Source organism: Occallatibacter sp. (assembly GCF_049582745.1).
Classification (GTDB): domain Bacteria; phylum Acidobacteriota; class Terriglobia; order Terriglobales; family Acidobacteriaceae; genus Telmatobacter.
Genome location: NZ_JBAUUO010000067.1, coordinates 112,640 through 128,015 on the forward strand (window position 1 = coordinate 112,640; position 15,376 = coordinate 128,015).

The following is a 15,376-nucleotide window of genomic DNA, read 5'->3' on the forward strand; positions in this document are numbered from 1 at the left end:
AAGAAGAAGAGTTCGTTTCATGGTCACCCTGTTCATGGTTTTGGCTTTCGCAGAGACTCCAGCGGAACGATGCCGCGCTGGATTGCGGCAGTCGCGGCCTGGGTTCGATCGGTCACCCCCAGTTTGCCCAGCAGGCTGTTGATGTGGGTCTTCACCGTGGCTTCGGAAATCTGGAGTTCCGTGGCGATCTCCTTGTTGCTTCGACCGTGCACGATTTGCTCCAGGACATCGAATTCGCGGGGAGTCAACTCTTCCGTGCCGACGCGTTCGGCCAGCCTCTGCGCAATCGCGGGTGGAATGTGTGAGCGGCCCGCATGCACGGTACGAATGGTCGAGACTAAGTCGTCGGTAGTCATCCCCTTCAGCAGATAAGCGCGGGCGCCCGCCTGCAGCGCACGGAAGATGTCTTCGTCGCCATCGTAGGTGGTGAGCACAATGAAGCGGGCCTGCGGCGTCTCCATGCGGATGCGCTGGATGACCTCGACGCCCGAGAGTCGTGGCATGCGCAGGTCGATCAGGGTGACATTGGGCTGGCATTTTCTGAATTGTGCGATAGCCTCGACGCCGTCGGCCGCCTCGCCTACCACTTCGATTCCGTTCACCACATTCAGAAGGGCCACCAGACCCTGCCTCACCACGTGATGGTCTTCCACCACGAGAACGCGTATGGTTTCCTGCGTCGCCATCACTCCCCCGATTCTTCTCTCATTTCTTTGGCCCGTGCCTCTTTCGGCGTCATTACCTGCAGGCGCACCGTTGTACCGATGCCCGGTTCACTTGTCACTTCCAGCATGCCCCCGATGGCATCTGCGCGCTCCCGCATGCCAGTCAGCCCGAAGTGGCCTGGCGGAGGCTGAAAACCGTCACTCATTTCAAATCCCCGGCCATCGTCGCGCACCACGAGTGCAACTTCGGCCGGTCCGTATTCGAGCTGGACAGAGAGATGGGTCGCGCCGGCGTGCTTCTTCACATTATGGATGGCTTCCTGGCCCACACGCAGGAATTCCCTCTCCATTCCCGGCGGCATGGGCCGGAAGGCGCCAAACAGGCTGAACGTCGCCTCCACACCGTGACCGTTGGCCAGTTCCGTGGCGCGGCGAAGCTTTACCGGGAGCGTATTTTCACCGCTGTCTTGCGAACGCAGGGCCCAGATGGACTGCCGTGCTTCGGCAAGCCCTTCACGGACGTGTTGGCGGGTGCCGTCAAGCTGCTTGATGGCGTTTTCAGTGTTGTTTGTGCGAAGCAGCTCCGAAAGCACCTCGAGCTGAACCGATACACCGACATAACCCTGCGCCAGCGTGTCGTGAACCTCGCGGGCAATGCGGTTGCGTTCGGCAAGGACTGCGCGGAATTCCCGCTCGGCGCGCAGCAACCGGAGACGCAATAACAGCAGGACGACTCCCGCAGCCAGCGCCGTCAGCAGAATGTAGAACCAGATGGTCTGGTAGAAATGCGGCCGCAGCGTAAATGGGAACGCAGCGCCCTGCGTATTCCAGACGCCGTCGTTATTCGACGCCTGCACGCGAAAGGTGTAATTGCCGGGCGGAATGTTGGTGTAGTAGGCAGAGCGCCGCGCGCCGGCTTCTGTCCACTCATGATCGAATCCCTCCAGCATGTACCGATAGCGCACTTTTTGCGGAGCGGTAAAACTGAGGCCGGCATAATCGAGCTGGAAGTGATTATGTCCTGCCTGGACCTTCAAAGGATCTGCTCCATGCAACGGCTGGTCCACGTCGTCAACGGCAAAACGCACCAGGGCCACCGGGGGCGGCACCGCATTTACAGGGAAATGTGCAGGATCGGCGGCAACCAGGCCTTTCGGCGTCGCAAACCAGAGCCAGCCATCGTGTGAGCGCCAGGCGGAAGGGTGGCTGTTCGTTGCCATCTCGCGTCCGCGCAAGCCATCGGCAGGGCCAAACTCCATCCAATGCGAGCCGCCGGCCATGTCGCAGTCGCAGCGCGCGATGCCATTTTCGGTGGCGAACCATAGGTGGCCGCGTTCATCATCCAGAATTGCGTGAATGGTCGTGCGATTCAATCCGGACTTTTGAACGGGCGAAAAGCCATGGCCGTCCCAGATATTCCATCCGTGGCCTTGCGTGCCGATCAGCAGTGTCCCGTCGCTGCGCGGCAACAGTGCGGTGATCACGTTGCTTGAGAGGCCGTTCGCCGATGTGAAATTTGAGATGCTGGGTTGGGAACCACCCTGGAACCGCGAAAGGCCTGCGAGCGTCGACACCCACAGGTTGCCATGGATATCGCGCGCCATGGCTCCAACAAGATCACTGCCCAGACCGGTCGCGTGGGTGAAGGTGTCAATGTGCGCGCCATTTGCCATCCAGTGTGCGAGGCCACGCCGTGTGCCGATCCACAGCGAGCCATCCGCATCTACCAGCAGGGAACGCACGAAGTCGTCAGGCAATCCATCGGCGCTCGTATAGGTGGTGATGGTTTCCTTGCGAATGCGATTCAGCCCGTCGGGGGTCCCCACCCAAAGATCTCCATTCGGCGCCGCTGCGAGAGAAAGAATCACATCGCTCGATAGTCCGTCCTTCACTTCCAGTGTTTTCACTTTCGTGATGAAAGCTCCATTGCGGGAGACCGCGTCCAGTCCATTTCCGCTCGTTCCCACCCAAAGCGTTCCGGCATTGCCCTCAACGACGGTCGTGGTGGCGTCAGAGGAGAGCCCGTCGCGCGTCCCGAAGGTACGAAAGCGTTCGTCGCGCAGAATGTGCAGCCCGCCGGTTTCGGTGCCTACCCATATGTTGCCTTCGCGATCTTCAAGGACCGAGAGGATGGATGCCGAAGCTAGCGGATCGGTCACTGGAAAACGATCGACCTTGTCCGCTACCCAGCGGACGAGGCCGCCGTTCGTGCCGATCCATAATTTCCCTTCACGATCGGCGAATGCCGTCTGGATGCGCGTACCTGGAAAGTCCTTGCCGACGACGAGCCTCCGCGGCGAATGATCCTTCTCGACAATGTTGACCGCGGTCGTATAGACGGACACATCGGTTTTGTTGGTCAAATGAATGTAGAACAGCGGGCGCGGCTCGCCTGCCCGGTCAACCAGGACCGGCACCGCGCGAGATCCCTTGATTGCGACTGTTCCATTCTGGGTGGAGGCATCGACGCTATACTCCGAGTCTGGCCAGCGGAATGGCCGGAGGGAGCGAATGGAGTTGCTGGGCAAGCCGTCCGCTGTGGTGAAGGTCGTGACCGATCCATTTTTCAAGCGTGCCAGCCCATCGCTAGTGCCGATCCAGAGAGAGCCGTCGTCGGTGGCAATGAGGCAAGTGATGTCATTGCCGGGGAGCGCGGGCTTCGAGTTCTGATCGAAGACGACGAAACTGTTGCCGTCGAAGCGAACCAGCCCCGCCTCCGTGCCGAGCCAGACAAACCCGTCCCGTGTCTGCGCAAGAGCCTGCACGGTGTTTTGCGGTAGCCCGTTCTCCATGACCCATGTTTGGCGGCCGTAGTTCGCCAGCGGTGTAGTCGGCTCCAGGGCCGAAGCCCAGCCCGTGTACGCGAAGAGAAGCGCCATCAGGCTTCCGGCGAACGGAACAGACACTCGCGACAGCCCCACGACGAGCCGAGATTGGCCAGGTCCGGGAGCCTTGGTGATCGGGTTCGCTTCAATGCGCAACAAGGTGTCTTAATCCAGACCCGGACGAGAAGCGTGACGTTGCAAGGGCATTACTCCGATTATCAGCCCAGACCGCAGAATACGCAGAAACCCTTTCGATTCATTGTGCTGGTTCTGGAAAGGTCTCCACCCACGGGTGGAGGAGTTCGTCGTCCGAATGACCCAAGACGCAGCACCGCATTCTCGCTACTCTAAGCATGCCTCCTGAAATTTACTTGTACATCTCTGGCATACAGATTTGAGGGCGGGCCGAAATCGGCCCGCCCTTTTCTTTTCGTCGGCCGGGCCAACCCACCACTGAGTCGGTTATCCCCCACTTTGTCATTCCGACCGACCAACGGGAGTGGAGGAACCCGCAGTTGCTCTTCCTCCGCAGTCGCCATTAACCCATCCCACTCCCAGGCCCTGTCATTCCGACCGACCAACGGGAGTGGAGGAACCCGCAGTTGCGTTTCCTCCGCAGTCGCCATTAACCCATCCCACCCCCAGGCCCTGTCATTCCGACCGACCAACGGGAGTGGAGGAACCTGCAGTTGCTCTTCCTCCGCAGTCGCCATTAACCCATCCCACTCCCAGGCCCTGTCATTCCGACCGACCAACGGGAGTGGAGGAACCCGCAGTTGCTCTTCCTCCGCAGTCGCCATTAACCCATCTGTCTCACCACAGGGGTTCACCTCACACCTCGTCAAGCCCCCTGAACCAAATTTACCGCCTAACCCCTTCAAAACAAACGGCAAATTTCTTTTGCGATTTTGCAGGTTATTTCGGCCGTTCGCATAACCTGAATTATGTGGGAAATCCTACTATCTTTCTTTGAGGTTTCCCGCTTCACTCACAGTTGCACACTCCAGCGACGAACCTAAGCCCTTATATGAGAAACCTCTACAGCTAAACCCAATCGAGAGAGGCCTTTGGCCGCGCTCTCCGCTGTAGTTCACTGAAAACAAAACATTTACCCTAAGAGGGGGGATAATAGGGGTCCCCCCCTCTCGAAGTCGTGGCTGGTTGAGTAAAGTACATAGACATGGACACCGAAAACATTCGCGTGGAAAAGAACGGGATGCTGGCTACCGTCACCCTGGACCGGCCCAACGTACTGAATGCCCTGAATGCGGCGACGTTTGCCGAACTGAGTTCCGTATTCGACGAACTGGAAACAGACACAGACGTGCGCGTGGTTTTGCTGACCGGAGCCGGGGAGCGCGCCTTCGCCGCCGGCGCCGATATACGCGAACTGGCAGCGGCGGAGGATGGTGCGGGCAAGGCTTTTGCGCTCCGGGGCCAGGCGGTTTTCCGCAAGATCGAAACCCTCAACAAGCCCGTAATCGCCTGCGTAAGAGGGTTCGCGCTGGGCGGCGGGTGCGAACTGGCGATGGCCTGCACCCTCAGGATCGCAGCTGACGACGCAAAATTCGGACAGCCCGAGGTGAAGTTGGGCGTGGTGCCGGGATATGGCGGATCGCAGCGTCTGCCGCGGCTGGTGGGACGCGGAGCGGCGCTCAAGCTGCTGCTGACCGGTGCAATCATCGATGCCCGCGAAGCGCTGCGGATCGGCCTTGTCGATGAGGTAGTGCCTGCCGCCGAGTTGATGCAGCGCGCCGAAGCGCTGGCGGGCGAAATTGCGGCCCAGGCGCCGCTGGCGATCGCTGAAACCTTGCGCCTCGTGGACGAAGGACTCGATCTGCCGCTGGATCTTGCGCTTTTGCGCGAGGCAGATCGGTTTGGGCTCTTATGCGACACCGCGGACAAAGCCGAGGGGACCGCGGCGTTCCTTGAAAAGCGGAAACCGATCTGGAAAGGCGAGTAAGCAGCCCACACTCCATTCTGCCGTCTGAGTCAGAATCGCCTTCCTGATATTCTGGACGGGTGACCCTTCCCTCCAAAACTGCCGGCTTTGCAGCTATGGCTGCGCTTTTGGCGGTCGCTCTTGTTGCCTGTCATCGCGAAGAGCAAGCGGTTGTAGGCGTGGCCAAGAACGCCGTGAACGCCGAGCACCAGGCCCAGGCTGCCGCCCAGGCGCGGGCCAGCACCGGCGATCAGCAACGCGGGGCGCTTTCGCACATTCCGCTTCCGACCAAGAGCATGTATGTGGATGTGCATGACCCGTCGGCTTGGGCAAATCCGTTTCTCGCCGTTGGACCCGATGCCATTCACTTGCGCATTGTGCAGGCGGATGCCAATACAAGCGATCTGGGCAAAGGCACCATGCTCCGTCCGGAAGCTGCGCGGCGGCAGGAAATCGAGATTCGCCCCAAAGACCTCGCTGAGGCAATGGCCGCGCTGCCCCAGGGTGCATGGCAATACGGCCGCGTGGTGGCAGTGGCCGAGCTGCCCGGCGCCTCTGCGAAGGATCGCCCGAAGATACGGCGCAACGTAGAGGCCGCAATCCAGCAGCTGAACGATCTGGGCATCGTTGTCGAAGAGTGGCCGACGCGCTAGGCGCGCTACTATTCCCACGTGGACGTTTTCACGATTCTTAATCAACCTCCTTTGGATCACGAGCGGTTCAGTGCGCATCGCGAACTCGAAGCACGGCTCAAATCCAGGCTTCGCGGCGACGTACTTTTTGATGCAGGTTCGCGCGCTCTCTATGCGACCGACGCGTCGAATTACCGGCAGCTCCCGATCGGTGTGATTCTGCCTCGCGATGGTGCAGACGTAGAAGCTGCCCTCGAAGCCTGTCGTGCATTGGGCGCCGCGGTGCTGCCGCGGGGCGGTGGAACCAGTCTCTCCGGCCAGTGCGCGAATGTTGCAGTCGTATTCGATTTTTCCCGGTACATGAATGGGCTTACGTCGATTGATCCCACTGCCAAGCTCGCTGTGGTGCAACCGGGCATTGTGCTGGACAGACTTCGCGAAGCGGCGGAGAACCACCATCTGACCTACGCACCGGACCCGGCGACGCACTCGCGCTGCACCCTGGGCGGCATGATCGGCAACAACAGTTGCGGCGTCCACGGCTTGTTGGGCGGAAAGACCGTCGACAATGTCGAAAGTCTCGACATCGTCCTCTACGACGGCACCCGCATGACCGTCGGCCGCTCGAGCCAAGAAGAACTCGAAAGCATCATCCGCGCAGGTGGCCGGAAAGGCGAAATCTATGCCGGCCTCAAGCGCATTCGCGATCAATATGGCGACATGGTGCGATCGAGGTTTCCGCGGATCCCGCGCCGCGTCTCCGGCTATAACCTCGACGAACTGCTGCCGGAGAATGGCTTCAACGTGGCGAGAGCGCTTGTGGGAAGCGAAGGCACCTGCGCCACGGTGCTGTCGGCGACTCTGAACCTGACGGCGAGCCCTCCCTTCCGCGTGCTCACCGTGCTGGGATTCGACGATCCTTTCGTGGCGGCGGATGCGGTTCCCCTGACGCTGGAGCACAAGCCCATCGGTCTGGAGGGATTCGATCATCTGCTGGTCGAGTTCATGCGTCGCAAAGGTCTGGCTCTGAAGGAACTCGACCAGTTGCCGCCGGGAATTGGTTTTCTGCTGGTGGAGATGGGGGCCTGGAGCGCGGACGAAGCGCAGAGCAAGGCCGAGGCGCTGACAAGAGACTGCCGATGCTGGCCCAATCCACCGGTTGCACATATCTGCACGCCCGCGGAAGCAGCGAGCGTGTGGTACGTGCGCGAGTCAGCACTGGGAGCGGTGGTGTTCGTGCCGGGTGAGCCGGATCGGTGGGAAGGGTGGGAAGACGCTGCCGTTCCGCCGGAGAAGTTGGGAGCTTATCTGCGCAGCATTACCTCGTTGATGGCGGAGTATGGCTACTCGAGCCCGCTCTATGGTCACTACGGCCAGGGATGCGTGCACATGCGCATCAACTTCGATTTCCGCAGCGAAAAGGGGCTTCGCGATTTTCGTGAGTTTCTCGATCGTGCCACCGATGTGGTGCTCGGCTTTGGCGGATCGTTAAGCGGTGAGCACGGCGACGGGCAGGCGCGCGCGGCGCTCTTGCCCAAGATGTTCGGGCCGGAACTGATGCGGGCATTTCGCGATTTCAAAGCACTCTGGGATCCAGACAACCGCATGAACCCTGGGAAGCTTATGGATGCGGTACGGGTCTACGACCCCATCGAGAATTTGCGCAAGGGAATCGAGAGCGATGTGCAAGCGGGTGAAAGTGCTGGAGTGGATATCAAACCGCATTTTGCATTCGCGCGCGACGAGGGGTCGCTGGAGCATGCTACCGAGCGCTGCGTTGGCGTGGGCGCCTGCCGGAAGACAGACAATGACGTGATGTGCCCAAGCTATCGCGCGACGGGCGATGAGAAGCATTCCACGCGCGGGCGGGCGCACCTGCTGTGGGAGATGCTCGCAGGTTCGCTCCGCGCAGAGGGATATCAAAGCAAGGCCGTACATGAGGCGCTCGATCTGTGCCTGAGTTGCAAGGCATGCAAAACGGAATGCCCAGTGCAAGTGGATATGGCTGCGTACAAAGCGGAGTTTCTAGCGCAGCACTACAAAGGACGCGTGCATCCTGCGCGGCACTACGTGTTCGGGTTCGCAGACAAGCTGGCGCGATTCGGATCGATGGCGCCGGGAATCACGAATGGCATCCTTACCGGAGCGCTCACAAGCCCGATCATCAAGCGGATCGCAGGCGTTGCGTCTGAGCGTGCATTGCCCCGGCTCGCGCGAAGCAGTTTTGTATCAGGGCACGACTTTTCGGAGTCCCCGCAGACAGGTCTTCGTCCGTGGGGTGGCTTGAGTCGTGCCGAAAACGCCGCCAATAAGAGTGCGGCTGCAGCCCCTGCTGGAATGTCAACCAAACGGCAGGTCTTCCTGTGGCCGGATACGTGGAACAACTACTATCACCCGCAGACATTGGTTGCCGCCGAGACCGTGCTGAGCGGAGCGGGCTTCGACGTTCAAACGGCAAAGGGCCATATGTGCTGTGGACGACCGCTCTATGACTTCGGCTTTCTCGATCAGGCGCGGGCGTATCTCGACGATGTGCTGAGACGCCTGGCTCGCGAGATCGATGCGGGAATGCCTTTCATCTTTCTTGAGCCGAGTTGCGCGAGCGTCTTCAAAGACGAACTTCTCGAATTCTTTCCGAAACATGAACGAGCGGAGCGCATGAGCAAGCAGGTGTGGCTGCTGGCGGATTGGCTTGCGGCAGAGGCCCCTGAATGGGTGCCGGGGTGGCTTGAAGGTGCGCATGTTTTGGTGCATGGGCATTGCCACCACAAGGCGGTGTTTGGCGGGCCGGGCAGCGAGATCGCGTTGCTCAAGCGCGCCGGCGCGAACGTGGAGGTGATCAAGGCGGGATGCTGCGGGATGGCCGGGCCTTTCGGATTCGAGGCAGAGAAATATGAAGTGTCGAAGAGGATCGCGAGCGATGGATTGATGCCGGCGGTCGACTCGGCGGGTCCGCTGACCGTGATCCTCGCGGATGGGTTCAGCTGCCGCGAACAGATTCAGCAACTGGGGCATAAGCAGGCCTTGCACTTCGCGGAACTGCTGGCGCGGAGCTGCGGATGCGGTTAGACGGCACCTTGGAAGTGTCACAGATCCGCCCAATCCGCGGATGTTGTTCACCTGGTATCCGCTTAGCCTGCCGGATCTTCCCTTTGATCTTCGGGTCGATGCACGATCCGGTTTCTTTCTGTTATTGCTCGGCGTAGCCGGCGCGGGCGGGCCGTAGTCGTTCCCCCTGCCGCTCGTGCTGCTGAAGCCGAGTCGGCTCCATTGCGACGATTCTATTCCGCGAACGTGAACATTCCGATTATTCACGGAAGTTCTTGCATCTGCTCAGGTCAATAATTCCCGTGCACCTTGCAGATCGAGGATGCGTCTGGCAGAATCTAACCGGCCGGGGTCCCCATGCTGAGAAGAGATTTCCTCACCACTTTGCCGTTTGCCCTAAGCGTCGTGACTGCGCGCCGCGGCTTTTTGCAGCTCGCTCAGGCGACGAAAAGCATTCTGGAATACGGCGCCAAACCCGATGGCAGAACGCTGAACACCCGGGCCATCCAGCGCGCGATCGACGACGTCTTCCGCTTCGGCGGCGGAACGGTGAACATCCCGCCGGGCACCTTTCTCACCGGCAGAATCGAACTCAAGGCAAAGGTGACCCTGAACCTGCAATCAGGCTCAACGCTTCTTGGCAGCACATCGATCAACGACTATAACGCCGAGCACGGATCGTCTGCCTACCCTGGCATCAACCCGCGACACCTGATCTTTGCGCAGGACGCAGACGACGTGACCCTGACCGGAGCGGGGAGAATCGACGGTCAGGGACCTAGCTTCTGGGAGCCCTCTGGCCGTGCGCCTTTGCCGCCCGAGGAAGAATGGGCCGATGTTGCCTCGCATTCCATGGCGCCCAAGAAGAGCGGGCGTCCGAGCCCCATGCTCGAGTTCGTCAACTGCCAACGATTGAAGATCTATGGCGTGCATATTGAAAACGCTCCAGGATGGACCATGAGAGCGGTGAACTCTGACAACGTCGAGATTCGCGGCGTCAATATCAAGAATCCGACTGTCGGCCCCAACACCGACGGGATGGACATCACTGGATGTCAGAACGTGTTAATTACAGATTGCGTCGTCGATACAGGTGACGACGCCATCTGCCTGAAAAGCGAAAATCCGTATGGCCCTGAACCGCGTCGTCTCAAGAACATCGAAGTTACCAACTGCACGCTCACAACATGTTGTAACGGATTCAAGCTCGGCACCTCTTCCGAGGGCGGTTTTGAAAACATCAAGTTCTCCAATTCCGTTGTCCGCAATGGGCCCGTTCCGTTCGCGGATCGAGTCATCTCCGGGATTGCGCTCGAGGTTGTGGATGGGGGCTGGATTGACGGAGTTGAGGTCACGGGGATCCGGATGGAGCGGACCCGTACGCCGATTTTTATCCGTCTGGAAAACCGCAAGCATGCGCACGATAATCCGCAACACGGCCTTCGGAACGTGAATATCGAAAATGTTCAGGCGACTGAATCGCTGCTCGCGAGTTCAATCACCGGGCTGCCGGGTTTGAATGTCCAGGACGTAACGCTCTCGCACATCCAGGTTCAAAACGTGCTTCCAGGGCGCCCGGATTGGGTCGGCCGCGCTGTGCCGGAGAAAGAGAGCGCATATCCTGAAGCGCGCATGTTCGGCATGCTGCCGGCGACGGGACTGTACGTTCGTCACGCGCAAAAACTGCGGCTGAATGATCTTGCCTTCACTGCGACCGCCGAAGACGCGCGCCCCGCGGTCATCTTCGACGACGTGGACGATGCTCAGGTGAACGGTCTCACGAGCGCTCCGGTCAGGCGCGGAACTCCGATCCTGCAACAGATCGGATCACGCGATGTGAGAATGTCGTAATTTCAATCATCGAAGGGCAGAGATCGTGGATCTGATCGCCCTCGTCGCAATTCAAGGACCAAAACTAGCCGGAGTACACGGGTCATACCCCAACGATTGGGCAGTGACGGGAGCCGGCGGTGACGGCGGTGCGGCCCACGGAACGTTGGTGAAATCTAAAAAGTCGAGCAGGTTGGGCTGCGCGGCATCATGGGGCGTCAGGTGCGCGGAGCTGCCGATGAAGCGGTTCTCGACAAATTTGATTACGGCTGTGTGGTCCATGGGAATGTGAGAGACATAGTGCCGGCGTGCAAATGGCGAGATGACAATGTTCGGCACGCGAAAACCGAGTTGCGCACTGAATCCTTGTATCGCCGCGGCGTCCCCAGGGTTGGCTCCTGGATCAGTCGATGCAAGATCGCAGTGAAGGGTGGGTGTCCCGCCTGCCGGCACACAGGGTGAATAGGTATCTGCATTGACCGCGATCTGCGAGATATCCGGGATTGTCCCCAGCGACGCATCGGTGAAATCATTCGAATGCCCTGGTACTGGCGGAACGTGATCGTAAGGACCTCCGCCCTCGTCGTAACTCAGAAAAAAGACCGAATCTTTCCATTCGCCGCTGTTCATCAGCGAATTCACAATATTCGCAACCTGTGCCTGCCCCTCAAGAATCGACTGGCCTGAGCCCGGATGCTCGTCGCTGTGTCCGTAACCCGCCTCGATGAAGCCGAAGCTGGGAAGCGTACCGTTGGTCAAGTCTGTGAAGTACGCAGACAGCCGGGCAATGTGATCCGGATCGATACAGAAAGAGTTGGTCGAGTCGCCCACTACGCTCGACGGCTGCGTGGGAGCTTTGCAGGCGGCGCCCGTCGGATTCTCATAGATATACCGGAATGAGTAAGTCAGGTTAGAGAAGTGGATGGCGGGATATACACTGCTTCCCGAGGCCAGGCAGTCATCGTCATTGAGGCAGAGACCCTCGGTTACCGTGTAGTAAATCTTCCACGTGACGTTTGCCTGATCGAGCTCCTCAAATATGTTATTGATGTCGAGCTGCTGAAGATGATCGTTCCCGCCAGGATCCTTGACAAGACCTTGCGTCGTACCGCCCGTGAATGTAGCCAGCCGGTTGGGGACACTCTTGCTCGCAACCGGCGAAAACCAGCGATCTGAAATCGCGAATTGCGAGGCCATGTAGTAGTAGTAGTTCAGGAAATTCTGATCGTAGTAACCCATGGCTCGCCGACCGGTCAGGTCCGTATAGCTCCCGGAACAGCTGCCGCCTCCTGAGGAGCAACTGTTTGCAAAACCCTCGGCGTCGTGGACAAAACCACTCATCTGAATTGGACGCGTAGCAAGGAAGTTATACCGGTTTACGTCGCCATAGCTTGATAGCCAGTCAGACGACTCGTCATCGACACACGTACTCGTGAACTTGAAGAGCGGAAACGCCGTGCCCTCATTGTCGACATTGCTGATCGTCGTCAACTTGTCATCAATGCCATCGACTTGATAGGTGACACCGTCATCCCCCACGTTCCAGTGATTGGCTATCCGGTAAGGGTTCAGCATCCCGAAATAGTTATCGAACGAATGGTTTTCCTGAAGCATAAAGATCACGTGGTCGATGGATTGAAGGCTCCCCGCAGGTGTGACGGTAACCGTCGCCCCCGCCGTCGCTTTACCGGCGCTTCCGGTCGCCGTCGCTGTGTAAGTCGTCGTCGCCGCTGGTGTCACCGCTTGAGTTCCGCCCGTGGACGCCAGCGTATAAGCGCTTTTATCCGTTCCGCTGATCGCAACCGCCGTTGCATTGCTCGCGGTCACAGTCAGCAACGACGAATTCCCGGTAACAACAGTGGTTGGGTTTGCCGAGATGGTCACGGTCGGCCCTGGATTCGCTGAGACTGTCACGGTGGCCGCGGCGGTAGCCGTTCCGCCCGGCCCAGTCGCGTTTGCGGTGTATGTCGTCGTTGCAGACGGGCTCACCGACTGCGTTCCTCCACTGGCCGCGAGAGTATACGTAGTACCGTCGCTTCCCGAGACAGTGACTTGCGTCGCATTCATCGCGGTAACCGTGACCGTGGAAGACTCTCCGGTCGCAATGGCGGTTGGATTCGCGCTGATTTGCACCGTCGGTGCAGGATTAGGCGTCACGGTCACGGTTACGGATGCCGATACAGTACCTCCTGCGCCTGTGGCAGAGGCTGTATAGGTCGTCGTTGCCCCCGGACTTACTGCCTGGGTGCCGCCGGTGGCCTGCAAGTTGTAAGTGTTCCCGTCCGATCCGGCAATAACAACCGTGGTCGCATTAGTAGCGGTGATTGTAAGAATCGATGAACTTCCCGCGGCGATGGACGCGGGGCTGGCGCTGATCGTAACAGTCGGCGGAGGATTAGATGCCGTACTTACAGTCACTGTAACTGCGGCGGTTACATTCCCTGTAGAGCCAGTCGCGGTTGCGGTATACGTAGTTGTCGCCGCGGGACTCACAGTTTGCGTTCCGCCACTCGCCGGAAGTTTGTAGGAAGTCCCGTCAGAGCCCGTGATTTGCACGCTCAATGCATATGTCGCGGTGACGGTCAAAGTTGTTGAACTTCCAGCGTTGATTGATGTGGAAGAGGCAACCATGTTTACGGTTGCGGCCTGAGGTGAATTGTTTTGATGAATGGAACCGCAACCGAAGATCCCCAGAATGAGGATGCTCATGAAAACACGGAACGAAACGCCTTTAACTATGCTGACGTCCAACAATCACTCCCGATGCGCACACTTCAACGCTGAGCCCAGGCGATCCATATCCGAGGCTCTCTCATGCGGTATACAGTTATTGTGAAAACATCGCAGACGCCTAACCCGGTTCCCCTCCGATGTCCGGGTCGACTCAAATCGAGATGTATGTCATACGATGACAAGACGGGAAGATGTGGTTGCCTGACGGCGATCCCGGCTACTCTCCGATTCTGAATATTCCCGTAACGACGGCGCTTTGATCTTTGCCTTTCGCAGTCGCAAACGCCTTGATCATCAATGCCGTCCCTTTCACCATGATTGGAGCACTGTATACCGGCGAGGACGTGAACGGCTGCGAACCATCAACCGTAAAGTGAATCGTCGCGCCGGGCGTATCGCTCCGCAAAGTCACGGCGGTGTCGCCTTGAAGCACTCCGGGTTTGGGCATGAAGACAGGTTCTGCAACCATACCGGGATGATTCTTCTGACTGCCCGAAGTATTGGAGCCGGCGTGAGGGATTTGAGGATTGATGCCCATAATCAATGCCTCGAGATAGGCCCTCTGAAAGTCATGGATAGGCCATCCCTGATAATCGCCATTCCAATCCTTGATCAATGCTTTCGCATCGCGGAAAGAATCTCGTATAATCGCGCCCTGCGGCTCCTTCACTGCGGCGACCAGCAGATCGACACGCGGCGTATTAAGGCGATCGGCAATAATCACGGCGAACAATCCCGGCGATGGCATGTCAAGGACAACGGAAGCACCTTTTTTGTCAAACGTTTTATGGATCGGATGTGCGTCATCATGGCCGAGCGATTGCTCCGTATATGTATAACGACCATCAGGGAGAGCGGCGACCAAACCGGTGACTTCGGCTCGAGACTGCGCATCGAGGATCGCTACGGCTTCGTCTCGCGGCAGCACGCCTTGATTGCCTCGCGTGATCCCCGGCACAGGGAGTCCTTTCACCAGCACCGCATGAATGCGCCACAGCATGTCGACTGCCTTCGGATCGGGTAAGCGATACAGCGATGGCACGCGAAAACCGCGGTCGCAATCTTCAGCCTGGAAGCACTCGTAAAGTATGCGTTGACCGTCAGGAAGAAGGACCGTGATTGAGTGCGCAGGAGATCCCGCTACCGGCGAAAGCAGCGACCCCGGCTTGATTGCATCACCCGTCTGAACCGGCTTTGTCTGGCCATCGGCACGCCATGGCCCCTTGACTTGCCAGGCCACGCCCAGCGGAATCTGCGGCGCGCTTTGAGCGCCCGCTGCAATCGCGACTGCGATCCACATCAGCAGCAAAGACCGGCCCCCAGCGGCGAAGAGGCGAACTGTTGCCTCGCCCCGCGTTGACATTGCGATGGATCTTGCAGAGTGCATAGTGGATATTCTGCCCGAAGATAGATTGAAAAGTCGATTCAGCCTCGAAAGCAACCGCCGTGCGCCGACAACCATCTTACGAATAGCTCCCTTTCTGTATGGGAGCATGACCTCTCGTGAAGATCCCACTTTGCTCTCTCACGCTAATTTCATCAGTTGGCAAACCAGAGAAGTGTAACGACGTAGAGTGTAGCGCGGTGTTTCCACGTTCAAAACGCAAGAGTCGATCACTGAATCAGCTCATTGCATAGCTGTTCATGCCCGCAACTCGCAGGCAAGCTGTTGACCCGTCATTTCTTTTCCTGGCGGAGTGG

At 58.9% G+C, this 15,376-nt stretch carries 8 protein-coding genes; 4 read left to right on the forward strand and 4 right to left on the reverse strand.

Features of this window, described 5'->3' with window-relative positions; genetic code table 11:
* Positions 1-32: 32 nt before the first annotated feature.
* Together WCA10_RS11320 and WCA10_RS11325 are read right to left on the reverse strand one after the other, a co-directional pair.
* On the reverse strand, positions 33-686 hold the full coding sequence (locus WCA10_RS11320; RefSeq protein WP_472822628.1) for a response regulator: 654 nt from the start codon (positions 684-686) through the stop codon (positions 33-35).
* The gene (locus WCA10_RS11325; RefSeq protein ID WP_472822629.1) at positions 686-3,649 is read right to left on the reverse strand and encodes a sensor histidine kinase; all 2,964 of its coding nucleotides are present in this window, start codon (positions 3,647-3,649) and stop codon (positions 686-688) included. The genes WCA10_RS11320 and WCA10_RS11325 overlap by 1 nt, the downstream gene beginning before the upstream one ends.
* A gap of 1,021 nt (positions 3,650-4,670) precedes the next feature.
* Between WCA10_RS11325 and WCA10_RS11330 the strand changes: the two genes are divergently transcribed.
* The 4 genes from WCA10_RS11330 (at position 4,671) to WCA10_RS11345 (ending at position 10,963) form a co-directional block, all read left to right on the forward strand.
* Positions 4,671-5,453: an enoyl-CoA hydratase/isomerase family protein gene (locus WCA10_RS11330; protein WP_472822630.1), complete on the forward strand. Its 783-nt coding sequence runs from the start codon at positions 4,671-4,673 to the stop codon at positions 5,451-5,453.
* Between the two features lie 59 nt (positions 5,454-5,512).
* Positions 5,513-6,085 carry a hypothetical protein gene (locus WCA10_RS11335; protein ID WP_472822631.1) on the forward strand — a complete coding sequence of 191 codons (573 nt, stop codon included), beginning with the start codon at positions 5,513-5,515 and terminating at the stop codon, positions 6,083-6,085.
* Positions 6,086-6,136: 51 nt separating this feature from the next.
* Positions 6,137-9,133 (forward strand): FAD-binding and (Fe-S)-binding domain-containing protein, encoded by a 2,997-nt coding sequence (locus WCA10_RS11340; RefSeq protein ID WP_472822632.1) that lies wholly within the window; start codon positions 6,137-6,139, stop codon positions 9,131-9,133.
* A gap of 336 nt (positions 9,134-9,469) precedes the next feature.
* Entirely contained in the window at positions 9,470-10,963 is a 1,494-nt protein-coding gene (locus WCA10_RS11345; RefSeq protein WP_472822633.1) for a glycoside hydrolase family 28 protein, read from the forward strand.
* 51 nt (positions 10,964-11,014) lie between these two features.
* Here the strand turns inward: WCA10_RS11345 and WCA10_RS11350 are convergent, their stop codons facing one another.
* On the reverse strand, positions 11,015-13,528 hold the full coding sequence (locus tag WCA10_RS11350; protein ID WP_472822634.1) for an alkaline phosphatase family protein: 2,514 nt from the start codon (positions 13,526-13,528) through the stop codon (positions 11,015-11,017).
* A 364-nt stretch (positions 13,529-13,892) separates the two neighbouring features.
* Positions 13,893-15,062 carry a chitobiase/beta-hexosaminidase C-terminal domain-containing protein gene (locus tag WCA10_RS11355; RefSeq protein ID WP_472822635.1) on the reverse strand — a complete coding sequence of 390 codons (1,170 nt, stop codon included), beginning with the start codon at positions 15,060-15,062 and terminating at the stop codon, positions 13,893-13,895.
* Between the last annotated feature and the right edge of the window lie 314 nt (positions 15,063-15,376).